The following is a 19,331-nucleotide window of genomic DNA, read 5'->3' as shown; positions in this document are numbered from 1 at the left end:
TATGAGCTCGTTCCTTTCATAACACAAAAGGAGTGGTAATTCATGGAAGATGTAAAATGGGGATTAATTATGCCGTTGATCATTTTGCAGGCTTTACTGGCTATTATCGGTTTGATTTCTTTAGCCAAAGCAGATAAAATGCGCGGTCCAAAATGGTTGTGGATTATAGTCATTATTTTCGGAAATATATTAGGCAGCGTAGCTTATTTCACGATAGGAAGGAAAGATGTCTAATGTCACTCCTTCAAGTTACAAATATACGCAAAAGCTATGGGGCGCATATTTCCGTACATGATATAAGCTTTGATATTGAAAAAGGAAGATGTGTTGCCTTACTAGGGCCCAATGGTGCAGGCAAGACGACCACACTACGTATGCTGGCAGGTCTTCTAGAACCTACCTCTGGAATGATTTCGTTTGAGGGGAGCCGTCCTGGATCAGAATATCGCAGAGGACTAGGATATGTACCGCAATCCCCAGCCTTTTACGGTTGGATGACTGGACAGGAGTATGTTGTGTTTGCTGCAAAGCTTAGTGGAATGGGAGCTAAAGAAGCAACAAGCAGCGCTTTGGAATCGCTTATGCGTGTAGGCCTCAAAGACGATGCACGCCGCAAGATTGGTGGGTATTCCGGGGGGATGAAGCAGCGGTTGGGTCTCGCACAGGCACTTGTGCATCGCCCTCGACTGCTTTTACTGGATGAGCCCGTATCTGCACTTGATCCGATCGGCCGCAGGGAAGTGATGGAATTGCTGCGAGAAATACGTGAAGAGACAACGGTAGTTTTCTCCACGCATGTGCTGCATGATGCGGAAGAGATTTGTGACGATATTATTTTAATGAATCATGGACACATTGCTGAGCAGGGGTCTTTGTCGCAGCTTCGTTCACAATACAGCCTTCCTGTTATTCGTTTACGTACCGAGAAGCACAAAGAAGCCATTCAGTGGCTGGAATCTCTTGCCTCCAAGCCGTTTGTACTGGAGTCGGAGTTGTTTGGAGATCATGCGGTTTTTAATGTGAATAATGTGGAAAAGGCCCGCCAGACGATTTTGCAAGAAGCAGCGCAGCTCGAAATTCCATTGCTGCAATTTGAAGCAGGCTCTTCCACATTAGAGGATTTATTTATGAAGGTGGTGGGCGTATGAGCAACACCTGGGTCCTTTATCGAAAAGAAATGCTCGAGATGGCTCGCAGTTATAAGCTAATCTGGATACCTGTCGTGTTCATCATTTTAGGCATTATGCAGCCTTTAACCACTTATTATTTGCCGGAAATATTAAAAGCCTCCGGGGATGTGCCACCAGGTCTGCTGGAAGGGTATGAAATACCGAGTGCCGCAGTTGTGATGGCGCAAGCACTGGGACAGTATGGAACAATTGGAATGCTGGTATTGGCGCTAGGCTCGATGAATACTTTAGCTGGAGAACGCTATAGCGGAACTATGGAGTTAATTCTAGTAAGACCGGTTTCTCCCGCGGCCATAGTGATCGCTAAATGGACAGCTCAACTGACCCTGCTTGTTGTTGCGCTTGGATTGGGTGCAGCGGGTGCAGCTTATTACACGGAGCAGCTAATTGGATCGCTATCATGGGGCGGGGTTATCGCAGCTTCAGGGGTATATGGTTTGTGGTTATTATGTGTTGTCTCGGCTACGTTGTTGTTTAGTGCCTTTTTAAGACCTCCAGTAGCCGCTTTTTTAGCACTGGCGTTAATGGCTGGATTGTCATTAGGCTTAAGCTTATTGCCTACATGGTTTGACTGGACACCCGCAGGACTTTCCGGGCTGTCAGCAGGAATTCTTACAGATGGAGAGGGCTTTAGAGCAGGTCCATATCTTTCTGCCGGTGTATTGATCCTAATTTGCCTTGTTGGGGCCGCGCTTTTGACAAGAAAGAACAACCTTCCCAATTGATTATTAAGCTGTGCTGTATCGAATATAGTATATTTTAAAATATAAGAAAGTATAAGTTTCACGCTATACATTATCCTTCTATTTCTCGCATAAACGCGTATCGTCCTTAGGGGACGCCGAAGGCGTTATTGCTTGGTACAATTTTCAGGATCGTCAGGCCTGCCGCTAGACAGTTCTATCTTTTTTTAGTAGACTGTTGAAACAAGCAAAATCATGATAGATTTTGGGGTCAGGAGGTAGGGCGATGCTGCGTTTAGGAGAAAAGATTGTCATTGTTGCGGACGCTTTTGAGCAGAGTCTTCCTATCGGGGAATACGGCTACCTAATTGCTTACGACCGCAATCCCGATAATGCGTTTGACTATGTTATACGTGTACCGGAAGCCAATAGGAACTTTTATGTTCCGGCTGAAGACATTGAGGCGGAAGAACATTTATTAGTAGCTGAGGCTGAAAGAGCAACGCATGAAGCGTTAATTGATTATGCTTTGTCCACGTACAATGAGAAGCTGTTCCATCATTTGATGAACGGTGAAGATATGGATACAGAAGAGACGGAAACAACGTCAAGCGAAAGCATGTCCCAAGCAGATTTCATTAAACAAGTGAATCTTAGAGCTTGGATTTAAGGAAGGCCGGCGAAAGCCGGCTTTTTTGTTATAACCCCATCATTGAATTGTCTAAGCTTCTACAATATAATTAAAAACGTTATCCGGGCACTTTAGCCCTTTAATTAGGAGGGATTTATCTTATGAGCATTACCGTTAAAGATGTGCAGCATGTGGCCAAGCTGGCTCGTCTGCAATTGAGCCCGGAAGAAGAGGCAACCTTTACAGAACAAATGAATGCTATTTTACAATATGCTGAGAAGTTGAATGAGCTAGATACGGAGAATGTGAAGCCGACCACGCATGTACTGCAGGTCAGTAATGTGATGCGTGAGGATGTTGTGAAGGAAAGCCTAACGCAAGCGGAAGCACTTCTTAACGCACCTGATGATGAAGACGGACATTTCAAGGTTCCGGCTGTTTTGGAATAACTACATAATTAGAAAGGGGGAAGAATCTTGAGCCTGTTTCAAAATCGATTGCCTGAAGTACATCGCATGTTAACTGCTAAAGAGGTATCGGTCAGTGAACTGACTGAAGAATCGCTGGCGGTTATCGCTGAGCGGGATAAGAAAGTAAATGCATTTTTGACCTTGAACGAGGAGGGCGCTCGTAGCACCGCACGCGCTTTGGACGACAAACTGGCATCCGGAGCAGCACGTGGGTTGCTTTTTGGTCTTCCTGCGGGAATTAAGGATAATATTGTAACGAAAGGACTGCGTACGACCTGTGCCAGCCAATTTCTAAACAATTTCCAACCGATTTACAACGCTACTGTTGCTTCAAAACTGCAGCAAGCAGATGCCGTAACCATTGGTAAGTTGAATATGGATGAATTCGCGATGGGCGGTTCTAACGAGAACTCAAGCTTTGGTCCCGTACGCAATCCTTGGGATCTAGAGCGTGTGCCTGGCGGTTCCAGCGGTGGATCTGCTGCAGCCGTAGCTGCGGGTGAAGTGTTCTTCTCATTAGGTTCTGATACTGGGGGTTCCATCCGCCAGCCAGCCTCCTATTGCGGCGTTGTAGGTCTCAAACCTACCTACGGCCTTGTGTCACGTTACGGTTTGGTAGCCTTTGCTTCCTCTCTGGATCAGATTGGCCCGCTTACGCGTAATGTAGAAGATTCTGCATATGTTCTTCAAGCGATTGCTGGTTATGATGCACAGGACTCTACTTCAGCTAAGGTAGACATTCCTGATTATTTGAGTTCGCTGACTGGTGATGTTTCCGGTCTTCGTATCGCTGTACCTAAGGAATACTTGGGAGCGGGTGTCGATGCTTCTGTTCGTGAGACGGTCTTGTCCGCACTTAAGGTGCTGGAAGGAATGGGCGCTGTCTGGGAGGAAGTTTCATTACCACATACGGAATATGCAGTAGCGGCTTATTATTTGCTGTCTTCATCGGAAGCTTCATCGAACCTTGCCCGGTTTGACGGTGTACGTTATGGCGTACGTGTAGATGAAGGTGGAGGATTGCTCGATCTGTATCAAAATTCCCGCAGTCGCGGCTTTGGTCCTGAGGTAAAACGTCGTATTATGCTGGGGACTTATGCACTAAGCTCTGGATATTATGATGCTTATTATTTAAAAGCGCAAAAGGTGCGCACTTTGATTAAACAGGATTTTGATGACATCTTTAAAAAATATGATGTGGTCATCGGCCCAACAGCGCCTACTACAGCATTCAAATTAGGTTCACAAACGGAAGATCCGCTGACTATGTATCTGAACGATATTCTTACGATTCCTGTGAGCTTGGCGGGTATTCCTGCCGTTAGCGTTCCTTGCGGCTTTGCGGAAGGCATGCCAGTAGGCCTGCAAATAATCGGTAAAGAGTTTGACGAGAGTACGATTCTGCGTGTTGCTCACGCTTTTGAACAAAATACTGATCATCATAAGCAGCGTCCACAGCTGTAGTAAAGGAGGGAATGGGATTACTTATGTCTAAATACGAAACGGTCATCGGCTTAGAGGTTCACGTAGAGCTTCATACCAACTCCAAAATCTTTTGCGGATGCTCCACTGAATTTGGAGCCCCGCCTAACACGCATACCTGTCCTGTCTGCCTGGGTCACCCCGGCGTATTGCCAGTGCTCAACAAACAAGCGGTAAATTACGCTATGAAAGCAGCGATGGCGCTGAACTGCACCATCGGTGATGTTAGTAAATTTGACCGCAAGAACTATTTTTACCCCGATTCTCCGAAAGCCTATCAGATCTCACAATTTGATCAACCTATCGGTTTGAACGGCTGGATTGACATTGAAGTCAATGGAGAGACCAAACGGATCGGCATTACTCGTCTACATTTGGAAGAGGATGCGGGTAAGCTGACGCACGTAGATGGCGGTTTTGCTTCGCTTGTCGATTTTAACCGGGTGGGAACTCCACTTATCGAAATCGTATCTGAGCCAGACTTGCGCTCCCCAGAGGAAGCTCGTGCTTATCTGGAAAAAATCCGTGCCATTATGCAATACTGCGACGTATCGGATGTGAAGATGGAAGAAGGATCGATGCGCTGTGACGCGAACATCAGTCTACGCCCAGAAGGCCAAGAGGAATTCGGTATTAGAGCAGAGCTTAAGAACATGAACTCCTTCCGCGGTGTGCTGCGTGGACTGGAGTATGAACAATATCGTCAGGCTGAGATCCTGGATGATGGTGGAGTAGTTGTACAAGAGACTCGCCGCTGGGATGAAGCCCAAGGGAAAACTTTATCTATGCGTGGGAAAGAGGAAGCGCACGATTATCGTTACTTCCCAGATCCGGATCTGATCGTGCTGCATATTGACGATGCCTGGAAAGAATCCATTCGTTCGACGATCCCGGAATTACCGGATGCAAGACAAGCTCGCTACAGTGAAGAACTGGGTCTTACAGCTTATGATGCTGGTGTGATCACTTCCTCTAAACCTTTAGCGGACTTTTTCGAAGAATGTCTTACTTATACGCAGGATGCCAAGGCTGTAGCTAACTGGATCATGGGTGAACTGCTTGCTTATTTGAATAGTAATAACCTGGAATTGCCTCAGGTCAAAATTACGCCGCAAGGGCTCGGGGAAATGATTGGCCTCATTGCAGGCGGAACAATCAGCAACAAGATCGCTAAAACGGTATTTAAAGAAATGCTAGAAAGCGGTAAATTGCCTGCTGCAATCGTTGAGGAAAAAGGTCTGGTACAAATCAGTGATGAAGGTGCCATTAAAGGAATTGTGGAAGCTGTCGTAGCTGCTAATCCACAATCAGTGGAAGATTATAAAGCAGGTAAACAGAAAGCAATCGGTTTCCTCGTAGGACAAGTTATGAAAGAAAGTAAAGGTAAGGCAAATCCAGGTCTTGCGAATAAACTTCTGATCGAGGTATTGAGCAGCTAAACCTTATATTTCTCGTATAAACGCTTGCCGTCCATAAAAGGACGCCAAAGGTGTTTAGACTTGGGGTAAAATACTTATGTAATAAGCTAAGGGCTTGTCGGCAACGGCAGGCCCTTAGCGGCATATAAGGGGACTAGTAGGGATGAATACAATTATTAAGCTAAACCTCCAGGATGATAGTACCATTAATGAACTATGGAGCCTCCAGCATAAGGCCTACCGACTAGAAGCTGAATTAATAGGGTTCCGTGAGATCCCACCGCTTATGGAGACGAGAGAGATGCTCAGCCACTCTAAAGAGGATTTTTACGGCTGCTTTGATGAAGATGAAGAACTGATGGGTGCTATTGCTATAGAAGAAGAATCCCCGGGTAAACTCACGATTACGCGGATGATGGTGGGACCGGACTTTTTCCGTAGAGGGATTGCAAGCAGTCTTTTGGAATATGTATTTGAACATTTTTCAGGGATGGAGCAATATATCGTATCTACGGGGAAGCTAAACTTGCCTGCCGTATCTTTGTACAGCAAGCATGGTTTTGTACCTATGGGATCGCAGGAAGTTGCTCCCGGTGTGGAATTGATTGATTTTTATCGGAGTGGTTCACTTTGAAGAAGCATTTACACAGATCGTTGTTTACGAAAGGAGGAGCCGAGATATGACAAATGATTCTGCAATGCTCTCAGCGCAGGAAGAGCAGCGGGGTTCAGCCGTTCTTGAGACTACGGAGAGTGAGATTCAGAAGAAGATAATCCCTCCACGTCCAAAGCGGCGCCGCCGCAAACGCAAATTTATCGCTGGACTATTGGCAGCTCTCATCCCGGGAACTGGGCACTTATACTTTGGGCTTCTCCGCAAAGGAATTACCTTTATATTCTTGATACTATTGGATATCTCAGCTTTAATATATTTCTCATCCATTGGAATGCAGATTAATGTTCCATTGCTGATTTTACTTGCACTAATTATTCCGGCGATATATTTCTATAATGTGTATGATGTACTGCAATCAGCGGACAAGATTCTTCGTTACCCTGAAGATCAAGAGCTTGATGATCCTATGGCAAATATAAATACACCTCCTAAGCGTCGTAGTATCGTCAGTGAACCTGGCGTATCCTTTGGATTTCTACTTCTTTTAGGGGGAGCAGTTCTCATTTTGTTTCGCCAAAAGCCGGCATGGCTGCAATTTTTTATTGAGCATTACTCCGAAGTGGCCGTGTCTGCCGTTTTATTATGTGGTGGTATATATATAGGAGTAAGAGAAATTGTCAGAGGAATCGTTTCGCGCAAAAAAAATGAGTCTCATAACCGGCGTGTAGGAAGATATACGGCATCGGTCTTGCTTATTGCTATTGCCATCCCGTTGTTTCTGGATTGGAGAGACGGGTCGGATTATATGCTTTTACTCTTGAAGTGGTGGCCGGTCATCCCAGTGTTATGGGGGATTGAGTTCCTGTTCATGTATTTCTTCTCTGGTCGTTCAGGCTCTGTACAGAAGGGAACAAGAATCAGATTAGATTTACGCGGCCTTTTATCTGCTATATTGCTTGCTGCGAGTGTGTTTATCGTTGCCGAACAAGAACATTATTTATATCTGTGGAAAAATGTGAGTCTCAACCTTACAGCAGCTGCAGTCGACTATGGCGAGGCGAAGGGAAGCAAATTTCAGAAAGCTCCGCTTATTGTTCCAGTGAAGTTAAATACAGCTAAAATATCCGTTGATGGTATTAATGGGGATATTTTATTGCATCGGGCACCTGTAGATAATATTCAAATTACTACTACAGTTTGGGTAGATCAATTGGAGGGTCCGATGGCTGAAGCCATTTCGGAGCAGTCCTTTGTGGACGTTGTTGAAGGACCAACCATAAAAATCACTTCAAACAGCAAGGCTTATGGAGAATCAGGTAAGCGTCAGCCGCGAATGGATTTGGACATTTCTTTGCCGGAGGACCGCCGGTTTAACCTCGATGTTCGTACTATGAATGGTGGGATCACCCTGCAGAACATAGAAGCGATCGAAGATATTTCGCTGGAAACGGGGAATGGAGAACTTATTCTTCATCGTATCTTTGGTAATGTGAAAGGCAAATCACTGAATGGAGCTGTGCGTGCGAGATCCGTCCAGGGCAGTGTTGATTTATCAACGAGCGGTGGCAATATGAATGCATGGAATGTCACAGGAGCCTTGAAATTATCAACGGCTGTTGGCAATATCGGTGCATCCGGGAATGAAGCCGAGATCGATATTTCTAGCAAAAATGGTAATTTAGAGATTGATGGAGCTAGGTCGAAGCTGCATGCAGAATCCTTGAATGGCATCATTGATGTTCGTTCACATGAAGTCGGAGGAGACTGGGACATTTATAGTGCAGTTGGCGATATTCAATTGTATTTGCCGCAGTTAGGGAACTATAAGTTGAATGGCTCAAGTGGATATGGCGATATTATTTCAGATTTACCTATCTTAACCATTGATAAGAAGAAGATATCTGGTGAAGTGGGCACAGGTGAGTTCAAGATTCAGGTTGAGGGAAACAGCAACTTAAATGTGAGAGGTTATTGAAAAAAGTAATTTTTCTTATATAATAATGAATATAATGTATCGACTTCGTTGACAAGATTGAAAACCCAGTCTTACAATTATAAGAAATATTTCTTTTATTTTTAAATTTAAAAGGCGGTGACAGTCATGGGGAGTGGCGTACAACATGCATTGGAACAATTAAAAACAACAGGTGTCCGTATAACGCCCCAGCGTCATGCGATTCTTACGTATTTGATGGAAGCAATGAATCATCCTACAGCTGACGATATATATCGGGCATTAGAGCCTAAATTTCCGAGCATGAGCGTGGCAACCGTATATAATAATCTCAAGATGTTTATGGAAGCTGGCATGGTTCGTGAGTTGACCTATGGGGATAGCTCCAGCCGTTTTGATGCCAATGTGTCTGATCATTATCATGTTATCTGTCAACAATGCGGTAAGATTGAGGATTTCAGTTATCCTTCGCTTAGGGATGTAGAGCTGCATGCTGAGCAAGCTACAGGCTTTAAGATTACAGGATTGCGTATGGAACTGCATGGATTTTGCGAAAGTTGTAAAGAGAAGCAGTATTAAGACTAGAATAGAACGGTGTCAAGGTGATATACCAAGTGGCCACAATAAACGTGCGAAATCCGAAAGCGGAGGACTCACGTTTTTATTTTTATAAAAATATAAAGACGACAATGTCGTTTCTACTTGAATATAACAATTTGTAGGATAAATGACTATTTTCTACTGGTTATACGAAACCAAGTGGATGTTATAATCGTAATGTTAGAATCTATTAAAAATCATATTATTATCTGGAGGATATATTTTGGACAGAAGACTGGGACAGAGGCGCGTCAAAAAGCGCGGAGGTTTTTTTAGGCGTTTATTTGGACTCTTAATCATTGTAGCAGCAGCATATTGGGTAGTGTTTTATGTATTGCCAAATCGTCAGCACATAGATGTAGATTGGAAAGCTCAAGCGCATCCCATCTTTGTAAAAGGAGAGCATACAGGTTATTCTGCCTCTGGAACTGGGGATAGCATGCTATTACCATTACCATTGTTGCAAGAGTATGTGGATCCTTCCATTCGTTATGAAGAGAAGACCAAATCGGTCATTTTATCAACGGATAGTGAGCTCCTTTACATGCAGGAGGATAAAACTGATGCTAGTCTGAATAATCGTCCGTTGCAGCTGCGGTTAGCGCCTGAAGTAAAGGAGAAAGTGACCTACCTTCCTGCGGATGTATTAGAAGATCTATATGGGTTTGAAATACAGGAGGATACAAATACCGGAGCAATATTACTAATGACGGCAGGAGAGTCTGTCTCGCTAGGAAAAGTTAAAGGTGAAAAAGGCGACAAGTCAGTAGCTCTACGAAATGAGGCATCCATTCACGCACCTATAGTTGCGGATATGTCTCCAGGGGCAGTCGTGAATATTTGGAATGAAGAAAATAAGGACTGGCTATTTGTACAATTAAGCAGCGGGTATGCAGGTTATGCCAAGGCAAGTGACATTGTTCGGGATGGTCAAAAGACAGTGGAACCGAAAAAATCCACACCAACACGTGCTGAACGTAACTGGAAAGGGAAGTCAGTGAATTTGTATTGGGAGGCTGTTTACCAACGCAAACCTAACCCAGAAACCTTCGGTGAGCTACCAGGCGTTAACGTGGCTAGCCCCACCTGGTTTAGTATTATAGATGGTGATGGCAATGTGCGCAGTCAGGCCGACAGTGCGTATGTGCAGTGGGCGCATGGGCGCGGATTAGAGGTATGGGGGTTGCTTAGCAATAGCTTCGAGCCAGACATGACTACTGAGGCATTGTCCACCTATGAGAAACGGATGAATGCAATCGTGCAGATCTTAGAGTATTCGGATTTATATAATTTGGATGGAATTAATATCGATTTTGAGAATGTGTATACGAAGGACGGAGAGAATGTCACTCAATTTATGAGAGAGCTAAAACCGATGGCTCAGGCTAAGAATCTAATCGTCTCCATAGACGTGACACCTAAATCTAATAGCGAGATGTGGTCAGCATTCCTTGATCGTAAGGCTCTGGGGTCATTAGTCGATTATCTAATCGTGATGGCTTATGATGAACATTGGGCGGCTAGCCCTATCGCGGGCTCTGTTGCCTCCTTACCTTGGGTAGAGAATTCAATAAGCCGGATCATAGAGGAAGACAATGTGCCGCCTGAGAAGGTGATTTTGGGGATCCCATTGTACACCCGCATCTGGACTGAGGCACAAGTAGATGGTAAGACAAAGGTAAGCTCCAAATCGGTTAGTATGAATGCCGTTGAAAAAATTATCAAAGAGAAGAAGCTAACTCCTACATTTGATAAGGATGCTGGGCAGAATTACGTAGAGTACAAGGAAGATGGCGCTCTTAAGAAAATATGGATAGAAGATAAGGTGAGCTTAAAATCAAGAGTTGAGCTTGCTGAGTCCATGGGGCTTGGAGGCATCGGATCATGGAATCGGAGCTTTAGCAATCCGTCAGCATGGGAAGCATTACAAGAGATTCATAAGTAATCATAATTATTTATAGCAAACAAAGAGGCTCCCATATCGGGGGCCTCTTTGTTGTATTAGCAAATATTTGAGTGCATTTTAACTAGTTAGTAATGAGCCTCTGTAAGGTGTGTTTAGCGGTTTAGTTGCTGATGCTCAAGCTGATCCGCAGTAATGGTGGCCTCAGCAGGATCCATAGTAAGAATGGTGTGACAGAACATACAGCGGTCTGTTTTACCGAGCATCTTGGTCAGCTTGTGACATTCAGGGCACTCTAGCTGAACAGCACTCGTTGAGAGCATACCAGCCCAGAAATAGATCGCAAGACTTGCCATCATGGAAATTAAACCGATTACAAGTCCGATTCCGGCGAATACTTTCCCGGTTGATCCCCAGAATACGATGCCTGCTGTACCCAAAACCATAAGTCCCATTCCGAGCATTGTGAGCAGTAATCCCCATGTGCGAAAAGCGTTGATCTTAGCCGTTTTAAACTTCATGAGTGTTTGCTCCTAACTAAATATAGTTGGGTTGTCCAGAAGGAACTGTCTTTCATATGTAGAATAATAATTATAACTGAATTATAACTGACTGGACGCAAATTCGCCAAATTTAATGGAGGGAAGCATGGAATTATCCAATGTAACTTTGTTGAGTGGAGAAACGTTTGAAGAAAATGTTTTAGGAGCTGTCGCTTTGCGGCAGAAAGGGAGTACTCCTTTTCAAAGCGCACTACTTCACGATTTTGATATGGTTGTGTTAGTTTTACATGAGGAACAGGATTTAGAACGTATTGTTCGCCACACCATTGCCGGTGACACACGGACCCAGTCAGTCCATATTGGCCTTTCCGCTTTGGAGAGGGCTGTCATGGCGGGAGATAATAACGAGCTCCTTACTAGTTTGATGATTGGGGAAGTGATTTGGGATCCCAAAGGAATACTAGGGGATATGCGACGGGAGATTTTACAATTTGAAGGGCCTCTTAAGGAACGAGTGGAGTTCATGGAGTTTGCACGATTCTTGCATTTGTATATGAAATCTAAACGGTATATAGAAGCTGGCTACATTATGGATTCGTATAACTGTGTATTGATGGCACTATATCATTGGGCAAGAATAGAAGTGAGTGAATCTGGTTCATTTCCAGAGCCGGCTATTTGGGAGCAGGTTAAAAGTATGAACACCTCAGTCCATAAACTATATGAGGAACTAACCATCAGCACGGAGACCTTAGAACAAAGAGTAGAGCTTGTACTTCTAGCGTGTGAATTTGGGATCATGTCCAAAATGACGGATTGTTGTGCATTGCTTTTTAATATTCTGAATAGCCGTAAGGAAGCGTGGAGTATAAAAGAATTACTACAGCATTCTGGCCTGTGTCAATTAGAGGCTGAGTTGCCCCTAGTTTTACGAAAGCTTGTTTCTCGATCGCTAATCCGTGAGATTACTTTATGGGCTGACGGTCATGGGGGAGAGGGTCATGCGATCCGATATACCTTATAGAGAAGAAATTAGATGCAGGATTTGCCGGTAATCTATAGATAAAATAAGTAGGGATAGGGAGAGGCTAAGCACTCTCTTTTTTGTTTGCACGCTATTATGAAACGCTCATATTTATTCTAATAAATTTATGGTTGACTCTTTCATAGTTCATGTGTTAAATTATAACTCGTCCCTCTGACACAGAGATGTGCTTTCGAAAACATTCGAAAGACAACCGAAAAAAGAAATTAAAAAAAAGGTTGACTAAAACGAGGACGCTGTGATATATTATAAAGGTCGCTGCTGAACAACACAACGACGAAACAAACAGCTTGATCTTTGAAAACTGAACAACGAGTGAGTAGGAAATCACAAAAGTGAAATCCAAAAAAAAGAGAATTAATTTTCTCGTCAGATGTTTCAAAATGAGCATATCGCTCTTTTCAATACTAATTGGAGAGTTTGATCCTGGCTCAGGACGAACGCTGGCGGCGTGCCTAATACATGCAAGTCGAGCGGAATTACTTTGAAAGCTTGCTTTCAAAGTAATTTAGCGGCGGACGGGTGAGTAACACGTAGGCAACCTGCCCCTTAGACTGGGATAACTACCGGAAACGGTAGCTAATACCGGATAATTTCTTTTTTCTCCTGAAGAGAGAATGAAAGACGGAGCAATCTGTCACTGAGGGATGGGCCTGCGGCGCATTAGCTAGTTGGTGGGGTAACGGCCCACCAAGGCGACGATGCGTAGCCGACCTGAGAGGGTGAACGGCCACACTGGGACTGAGACACGGCCCAGACTCCTACGGGAGGCAGCAGTAGGGAATCTTCCGCAATGGACGAAAGTCTGACGGAGCAACGCCGCGTGAGTGATGAAGGTTTTCGGATCGTAAAGCTCTGTTGCCAGGGAAGAACGTCCGGTAGAGTAACTGCTATCGGAGTGACGGTACCTGAGAAGAAAGCCCCGGCTAACTACGTGCCAGCAGCCGCGGTAATACGTAGGGGGCAAGCGTTGTCCGGAATTATTGGGCGTAAAGCGCGCGCAGGCGGTCATTTAAGTCTGGTGTTTAAACCTTGGGCTCAACCTGAGGTCGCACTGGAAACTGGGTGACTTGAGTACAGAAGAGGAAAGTGGAATTCCACGTGTAGCGGTGAAATGCGTAGATATGTGGAGGAACACCAGTGGCGAAGGCGACTTTCTGGGCTGTAACTGACGCTGAGGCGCGAAAGCGTGGGGAGCAAACAGGATTAGATACCCTGGTAGTCCACGCCGTAAACGATGAGTGCTAGGTGTTAGGGGTTTCGATACCCTTGGTGCCGAAGTTAACACAGTAAGCACTCCGCCTGGGGAGTACGGTCGCAAGACTGAAACTCAAAGGAATTGACGGGGACCCGCACAAGCAGTGGAGTATGTGGTTTAATTCGAAGCAACGCGAAGAACCTTACCAGGTCTTGACATCCCTCTGAATCCACTAGAGATAGTGGCGGCCTTCGGGACAGAGGAGACAGGTGGTGCATGGTTGTCGTCAGCTCGTGTCGTGAGATGTTGGGTTAAGTCCCGCAACGAGCGCAACCCTTAACTTTAGTTGCCAGCAAGTAATGTTGGGCACTCTAGAGTGACTGCCGGTGACAAACCGGAGGAAGGTGGGGATGACGTCAAATCATCATGCCCCTTATGACCTGGGCTACACACGTACTACAATGGCCGGTACAACGGGAAGCGAAGCCGCGAGGTGAAGCCAATCCCATCAAAGCCGGTCTCAGTTCGGATTGCAGGCTGCAACTCGCCTGCATGAAGTCGGAATTGCTAGTAATCGCGGATCAGCATGCCGCGGTGAATACGTTCCCGGGTCTTGTACACACCGCCCGTCACACCACGAGAGTTTACAACACCCGAAGTCGGTGGGGTAACCCGCAAGGGAGCCAGCCGCCGAAGGTGGGGTAGATGATTGGGGTGAAGTCGTAACAAGGTAGCCGTATCGGAAGGTGCGGCTGGATCACCTCCTTTCTATGGAGAATCGTTTCCTGCAATGGAGACATTCAAATCGGAAGTTAAACTTCCACAATCTCAGGTTTAGGCCTGTTACTCACTCGTTGCTCAGTTTTGAGAGTTTAAGCTCTCAAGTAAGACTTGATCCTTGAAAACTGGATACCGAAACGAATTTGCGTTTTAGAACATCTTTTAGCAACTTGTGCAAACAAGTAAATGTTATTAGTGAGATTTTTCTTAGGAAAAATCAAGGTTAAGCTAATAAGAGCACACGGAGGATGCCTAGGCGCCAGGAGCCGACGAAGGACGTGGCGAACAACGAAACTGCCTCGGGGAGCTGTAAGCAAGCTTTGATCCGGGGGTGTCCGAATGGGGAAACCCAGCTGTGGTAATTCGCAGTTACTCATCTCTGAACACATAGGAGATGTAGAGGCAGACCAGGGGAACTGAAACATCTAAGTACCCTGAGGAAGAGAAAACAATAGTGATTCCGTCAGTAGCGGCGAGCGAACGCGGAACAGCCTAAACCTAAGAGCTTGCTCTTAGGGGTTGTGGGACGTCTCACATGGAGTTACAAAGGAATATGGTAGGTGAAGAGGTCTGGAAAGGCCCGCGATAGAGGTAAAAGCCCTGTAGCCTAAACTGTGTTCTCTCCGAGACGGATCCCGAGTAGTGCGGGGCACGTGAAACCCCGTATGAATCCAGCAGGACCATCTGCTAAGGCTAAATACTACCTGGCGACCGATAGTGAAACAGTACCGTGAGGGAAAGGTGAAAAGCACCCCGGAAGGGGAGTGAAATAGAACCTGAAACCGTGTGCTTACAAAAAGTCAGAGCCCTATTAATGGGTGATGGCGTGCCTTTTGTAGAATGAACCGGCGAGTTACGTTTAACATGCAAGGTTAAGTCGAGAAGACGGAGCCGCAGCGAAAGCGAGTCTGAATAGGGCGAATGAGTATGTGGACGTAGACCCGAAACCGTGTGATCTACCCCTGTCCAGGGTGAAGGTGCGGTAACACGCACTGGAGGCCCGAACCCACGCATGTTGAAAAATGCGGGGATGAGGTGGGGGTAGCGGAGAAATTCCAATCGAACTCGGAGATAGCTGGTTCTCCCCGAAATAGCTTTAGGGCTAGCCTCGGTATAAGAGTAGTGGAGGTAGAGCACTGATTGGGTGCGGGGTCCGCAAGGATTACCAAGCTCAGTCAAACTCCGAATGCCATATACTTATTGCCGGGAGTCAGACAGTGAGTGCTAAGATCCATTGTCAAAAGGGAAACAGCCCAGACCATCAGCTAAGGTCCCCAAGTGTGTGTTAAGTGGGAAAGGATGTGGAGTTGCACAGACAACCAGGATGTTGGCTTAGAAGCAGCCACCATTGAAAGAGTGCGTAATAGCTCACTGGTCGAGTGACTCTGCGCCGAAAATGTAACGGGGCTAAACACACCACCGAAGCTATGGCTAGATACTATGTATCTGGGGTAGGGGAGCGTTGTATGTGGGTTGAAGGTGTACCGTAAGGAGCGCTGGACAGCATACAAGTGAGAATGCCGGTATGAGTAACGAAAAGATCAGTGAGAATCTGATCCGCCGAAAGCCCAAGGTTTCCTGAGGAAGGCTCGTCCGCTCAGGGTAAGTCGGGACCTAAGGCGAGGCCGAAAGGCGTAGTCGAAGGACAACAGTTTGAAATTACTGTACCACCGTAATCCGCTATGAGCGATGGGGTGACGCAGGAGGGTAGTGACGCGGACTGATGGATATGTCCGTCTAAGCAGTGAGGCTGATGTGTAGGCAAATCCGCACATCGTTAAGGCTGGGCTGTGATGGGGAGCGAAAATTACAGTAGCGAAGGTCATGATCTCACACTGCCAAGAAAAGCCTCTAGCCAGGAGAAGGTGCCCGTACCGCAAACCGACACAGGTAGGCGAGAAGAGAATTCTAAGGCGCGCGGAAGAACTCTCGTTAAGGAACTCGGCAAAATGACCCCGTAACTTCGGGAGAAGGGGTGCCCCGGTAGTGTGAATAGCACGAGGGGGCCGCAGTGAAAAGGCCCAAGCGACTGTTTAGCAAAAACACAGGTCTGTGCGAAGCCGCAAGGCGAAGTATACGGGCTGACGCCTGCCCGGTGCTGGAAGGTTAAGGGGAGTGGTTAGGGGTAACCCGAAGCTATGAACCGAAGCCCCAGTAAACGGCGGCCGTAACTATAACGGTCCTAAGGTAGCGAAATTCCTTGTCAGGTAAATTCTGACCCGCACGAATGGCGTAACGACTTGGGCGCTGTCTCAACGAGAGATCCGGTGAAATTTTAATACCTGTGAAGATGCAGGTTACCCGCGACAAGACGGAAAGACCCCATGGAGCTTTACTGCAGCTTGATATTGAATTTGGGTACGATCTGTACAGGATAGGTGGGAGCCGTAGAAATCGGAGCGCAAGCTTCGGTGGAGGCGCCGTTGGGATACCACCCTGATCGTATCTAGGTTCTAACCTAGTACCGTAATCCGGTACGGGGACCGTGTCAGGCGGGCAGTTTGACTGGGGCGGTCGCCTCCTAAAGAGTAACGGAGGCGTTCCAAGGTTCCCTCAGAATGGTTGGAAATCATTCGAAGAGTGCAAAGGCATAAGGGAGCTTGACTGCGAGACCTACAAGTCGAGCAGGGACGAAAGTCGGACTTAGTGATCCGGTGGTACCGCATGGAAGGGCCATCGCTCAACGGATAAAAGCTACCCTGGGGATAACAGGCTTATCTCCCCCAAGAGTCCACATCGACGGGGAGGTTTGGCACCTCGATGTCGGCTCATCGCATCCTGGGGCTGAAGTAGGTCCCAAGGGTTGGGCTGTTCGCCCATTAAAGCGGTACGCGAGCTGGGTTCAGAACGTCGTGAGACAGTTCGGTCCCTATCTGTCGTGGGCGCAGGAAATTTGAGAGGAGCTGTCCTTAGTACGAGAGGACCGGGATGGACGTACCGCTGGTGCATCAGTTGTTCCGCCAGGAGCATGGCTGAGTAGCTACGTACGGACGGGATAAGCGCTGAAAGCATCTAAGCGTGAAGCCCCCCTCAAGATGAGATTTCCCAATTAGTAAGACCCCTTGAAGACGACGAGGTAGATAGGTTGGAGGTGGAAGTGCAGTAATGCATGGAGCTGACCAATACTAATCGGTCGAGGGCTTATCCTATACTTAAAACGCAAATTCAATTCGGATTCAGTTTTCAGGCATCAAGCCTGGTATGAATATTCCCTGATAGCTCAGTTGGTAGAGCACTCGACTGTTAATCGAGTTGTCACAGGTTCGAGTCCTGTTCGGGGAGCCATATGGAGAGGTGTCCGAGTTTGGCCGAAGGAGCACGATTGGAAATCGTGTAGGCGCCACAAGCGTCTCGAGGGTTCGAATCCCTCTCTCTCCGCCACAAATTTTTACTTAGTATGGCCCGTTGGTCAAGGGGTTAAGACACCTCCCTTTCACGGAGGTAACATGGGTTCGAATCCCATACGGGTCACCAAATTTTCACTTGATTTTACATAGTGGACTTTGGTACAATAACAATTGTTGTTTATGGAGGCTTAGCTCAGCTGGGAGAGCATCTGCCTTACAAGCAGAGGGTCGGGGGTTCGATCCCCTCAGCCTCCACCATATTCATTTAAGAACGACGCGGGGTGGAGCAGCCCGGTAGCTCGTCGGGCTCATAACCCGAAGGCCGCAGGTTCAAATCCTGCCCCCGCAACCAATTTTCATCAAGAAATTATATCTTTTGGAACCGTGGTGTAGTTGGCCTAACATGCCTGCCTGTCACGCAGGAGATCGCGAGTTCGAATCTCGTCGGTTCCGCCATTTTTACCTTGGCTCGATAGCTCAGTCGGTAGAGCAGAGGACTGAAAATCCTCGTGTCGGCGGTTCGAATCCGTCTCGAGCCACCATGATTTTCACAATAGAATGAGTGCCATGCCGGTGTAGCTCAATTGGTAGAGCAACTGACTTGTAATCAGTAGGTTGGGGGTTCAAGTCCTCTCGCCGGCACCATCCTTGGAGGATTAGCGAAGTGGCCAAACGCATCAGACTGTAAATCTGCTCACGTAAGTGTTCGGTGGTTCGAATCCATCATCCTCCACCAGTTTTAGGGGCATAGTTTAAAGGTAGAACAACGGTCTCCAAAACCGTTGGTGTGGGTTCAATTCCTGCTGCCCCTGCCAAATTCTTTCTAAAGTTTAATATGGCGATCGTGGCGAAGGGGTTAACGCACCGGATTGTGGTTCCGGCATTCGTGGGTTCGAGACCCATCGGTCGCCCCATTTACTTTAACAAAGAAGAATGGCAACGAATTTCAGTTTAATATGGCGACTGTGGCGAAGGGGTTAACGCACCGGATTGTGGTTCCGGCATTCGTGGGTTCGAGACCCATCAGTCGCCCCATTTTACTTTAAAATGTTATTGGGGATTAGCCAAGCGGTAAGGCAACGGACTTTGACTCCGTCATGCATAGGTTCAAATCCTATATCCCCAGCCATTTTATGCGGACGTGGCTCAGCGGTAGAGCATCGCCTTGCCAAGGCGAGGGTCGCGGGTTCGATTCCCGTCGTCCGCTCCATATTTTACATGGCGCCATAGCCAAGTGGTAAGGCAAAGCTCTGCAAAAGCTTTATCCCCAGTTCAAATCTGGGTGGCGCCTCCATTAAGTTCATATGTGCCGGCGTGGCGGAATGGCAGACGCGCTCGACTCAAAATCGAGAGGGAAACCGTGGAGGTTCGAGTCCTCTCGCCGGTATATCAAAAAGGTTTGTAAAGTCGCTTGTATAAGCAACTTTACAAACCTTTTTTCTTTGTCTTTGAGCTTTTATTCTTAAGCCGTTGAATTAGAGGCGTCTCTAATTCAACGGCCTTTTTGTGTG

13 protein-coding genes, 16 tRNA genes and 2 rRNA genes are annotated in these 19,331 nt (G+C 46.6%); 30 read left to right on the top strand and 1 reads right to left on the bottom strand.

Features of this window, described 5'->3' with window-relative positions; all coding sequences use genetic code 11:
* Positions 1-42 precede the first annotated feature (42 nt).
* The 11 genes from ACN6KS_RS26265 to ACN6KS_RS26215 all read left to right on the top strand — a co-directional run bounded on the left by ACN6KS_RS26265 (position 43) and on the right by ACN6KS_RS26215 (position 10,989).
* Positions 43-234, top strand: coding sequence for a PLD nuclease N-terminal domain-containing protein (locus tag ACN6KS_RS26265; RefSeq protein WP_440960809.1), 192 nt, complete (start codon positions 43-45; stop codon positions 232-234).
* Positions 234-1,148, top strand: coding sequence for an ABC transporter ATP-binding protein (locus tag ACN6KS_RS26260; RefSeq protein WP_094872411.1), 915 nt, complete (start codon positions 234-236; stop codon positions 1,146-1,148). The genes ACN6KS_RS26265 and ACN6KS_RS26260 overlap by 1 nt, the downstream gene beginning before the upstream one ends.
* On the top strand, positions 1,145-1,915 hold the full coding sequence (locus ACN6KS_RS26255; protein ID WP_440960808.1) for an ABC transporter permease subunit: 771 nt from the start codon (positions 1,145-1,147) through the stop codon (positions 1,913-1,915). The genes ACN6KS_RS26260 and ACN6KS_RS26255 overlap by 4 nt, the downstream gene beginning before the upstream one ends.
* A gap of 244 nt (positions 1,916-2,159) precedes the next feature.
* Positions 2,160-2,543 carry an ATPase gene (locus ACN6KS_RS26250; RefSeq protein WP_094872408.1) on the top strand — a complete coding sequence of 128 codons (384 nt, stop codon included), beginning with the start codon at positions 2,160-2,162 and terminating at the stop codon, positions 2,541-2,543.
* 122 nt (positions 2,544-2,665) lie between these two features.
* Positions 2,666-2,953: an Asp-tRNA(Asn)/Glu-tRNA(Gln) amidotransferase subunit GatC gene (gene gatC, locus ACN6KS_RS26245; protein ID WP_094878640.1), complete on the top strand. Its 288-nt coding sequence runs from the start codon at positions 2,666-2,668 to the stop codon at positions 2,951-2,953.
* A 27-nt stretch (positions 2,954-2,980) separates the two neighbouring features.
* Positions 2,981-4,438 (top strand): Asp-tRNA(Asn)/Glu-tRNA(Gln) amidotransferase subunit GatA, encoded by a 1,458-nt coding sequence (gene gatA / locus ACN6KS_RS26240; protein ID WP_094872405.1) that lies wholly within the window; start codon positions 2,981-2,983, stop codon positions 4,436-4,438.
* An 11-nt stretch (positions 4,439-4,449) separates the two neighbouring features.
* Positions 4,450-5,895, top strand: coding sequence for an Asp-tRNA(Asn)/Glu-tRNA(Gln) amidotransferase subunit GatB (gene gatB / locus ACN6KS_RS26235; RefSeq protein WP_440960807.1), 1,446 nt, complete (start codon positions 4,450-4,452; stop codon positions 5,893-5,895).
* Between the two features lie 142 nt (positions 5,896-6,037).
* Positions 6,038-6,508 carry a GNAT family N-acetyltransferase gene (locus ACN6KS_RS26230; protein ID WP_280787914.1) on the top strand — a complete coding sequence of 157 codons (471 nt, stop codon included), beginning with the start codon at positions 6,038-6,040 and terminating at the stop codon, positions 6,506-6,508.
* Positions 6,509-6,554: 46 nt separating this feature from the next.
* Complete coding sequence (locus ACN6KS_RS26225; protein WP_440960806.1) at positions 6,555-8,465, top strand: DUF4097 family beta strand repeat-containing protein; 1,911 nt, start codon at positions 6,555-6,557, stop codon at positions 8,463-8,465.
* A 126-nt stretch (positions 8,466-8,591) separates the two neighbouring features.
* Positions 8,592-9,023 (top strand): Fur family transcriptional regulator, encoded by a 432-nt coding sequence (locus tag ACN6KS_RS26220; RefSeq protein ID WP_440960805.1) that lies wholly within the window; start codon positions 8,592-8,594, stop codon positions 9,021-9,023.
* A gap of 244 nt (positions 9,024-9,267) precedes the next feature.
* The gene (locus tag ACN6KS_RS26215; RefSeq protein WP_440960804.1) at positions 9,268-10,989 is read left to right on the top strand and encodes a glycosyl hydrolase family 18 protein; all 1,722 of its coding nucleotides are present in this window, start codon (positions 9,268-9,270) and stop codon (positions 10,987-10,989) included.
* A gap of 113 nt (positions 10,990-11,102) precedes the next feature.
* Here ACN6KS_RS26215 and ACN6KS_RS26210 read toward each other — a convergent pair whose 3' ends face one another.
* Entirely contained in the window at positions 11,103-11,468 is a 366-nt protein-coding gene (locus ACN6KS_RS26210) for a DUF2614 family zinc ribbon-containing protein (protein WP_094872397.1), read from the bottom strand.
* 127 nt (positions 11,469-11,595) lie between these two features.
* Here ACN6KS_RS26210 and ACN6KS_RS26205 point away from each other — a divergent pair, with 127 nt between their 5' ends.
* The 19 genes from ACN6KS_RS26205 (at position 11,596) to ACN6KS_RS26115 (ending at position 19,207) form a co-directional block, all read left to right on the top strand.
* Positions 11,596-12,474: a nucleotidyltransferase-like protein gene (locus ACN6KS_RS26205; RefSeq protein WP_341135740.1), complete on the top strand. Its 879-nt coding sequence runs from the start codon at positions 11,596-11,598 to the stop codon at positions 12,472-12,474.
* Between the two features lie 429 nt (positions 12,475-12,903).
* Positions 12,904-14,461 (top strand): 16S ribosomal RNA (locus ACN6KS_RS26200).
* A gap of 233 nt (positions 14,462-14,694) precedes the next feature.
* Positions 14,695-17,622, top strand: a 23S ribosomal RNA gene (locus tag ACN6KS_RS26195).
* The 16S and 23S rRNA genes sit together here with 16 tRNA genes alongside, the layout of an rRNA operon.
* A 60-nt stretch (positions 17,623-17,682) precedes the next feature.
* A tRNA-Asn gene (locus ACN6KS_RS26190) sits at positions 17,683-17,758 on the top strand.
* Positions 17,759-17,761: 3 nt separating this feature from the next.
* Positions 17,762-17,854, top strand: a tRNA-Ser gene (locus ACN6KS_RS26185).
* Positions 17,855-17,872: 18 nt separating this feature from the next.
* Positions 17,873-17,947, top strand: a tRNA-Glu gene (locus ACN6KS_RS26180).
* Positions 17,948-18,002: 55 nt separating this feature from the next.
* Positions 18,003-18,078, top strand: a tRNA-Val gene (locus tag ACN6KS_RS26175).
* Positions 18,079-18,095: 17 nt separating this feature from the next.
* A tRNA-Met gene (locus ACN6KS_RS26170) sits at positions 18,096-18,172 on the top strand.
* 26 nt (positions 18,173-18,198) lie between these two features.
* Positions 18,199-18,276 (top strand) — tRNA-Asp (locus tag ACN6KS_RS26165).
* A 10-nt stretch (positions 18,277-18,286) separates the two neighbouring features.
* A tRNA-Phe gene (locus tag ACN6KS_RS26160) sits at positions 18,287-18,362 on the top strand.
* A gap of 27 nt (positions 18,363-18,389) precedes the next feature.
* Positions 18,390-18,465 (top strand) — tRNA-Thr (locus ACN6KS_RS26155).
* 5 nt (positions 18,466-18,470) lie between these two features.
* A tRNA-Tyr gene (locus tag ACN6KS_RS26150) sits at positions 18,471-18,556 on the top strand.
* A 5-nt stretch (positions 18,557-18,561) separates the two neighbouring features.
* A tRNA-Trp gene (locus ACN6KS_RS26145) sits at positions 18,562-18,635 on the top strand.
* A gap of 23 nt (positions 18,636-18,658) precedes the next feature.
* A tRNA-His gene (locus ACN6KS_RS26140) sits at positions 18,659-18,734 on the top strand.
* A gap of 45 nt (positions 18,735-18,779) precedes the next feature.
* Positions 18,780-18,855 (top strand) — tRNA-His (locus ACN6KS_RS26135).
* 19 nt (positions 18,856-18,874) lie between these two features.
* Positions 18,875-18,949: transfer RNA gene (locus ACN6KS_RS26130), tRNA-Gln, on the top strand.
* A gap of 6 nt (positions 18,950-18,955) precedes the next feature.
* A tRNA-Gly gene (locus ACN6KS_RS26125) sits at positions 18,956-19,030 on the top strand.
* A 10-nt stretch (positions 19,031-19,040) separates the two neighbouring features.
* Positions 19,041-19,114, top strand: a tRNA-Cys gene (locus tag ACN6KS_RS26120).
* 14 nt (positions 19,115-19,128) lie between these two features.
* Positions 19,129-19,207 (top strand) — tRNA-Leu (locus ACN6KS_RS26115).
* Positions 19,208-19,331: the final 124 nt, after the last annotated feature.

The organism is Paenibacillus nitricinens (assembly GCF_052056485.1).
Classification (GTDB): Bacteria; Bacillota; Bacilli; order Paenibacillales; family Paenibacillaceae; genus Paenibacillus_AQ; species Paenibacillus_AQ nitricinens.
Note: the sequence above shows the minus strand (reverse complement) of the source record. Positions and strands in the feature narration are given on the sequence as shown.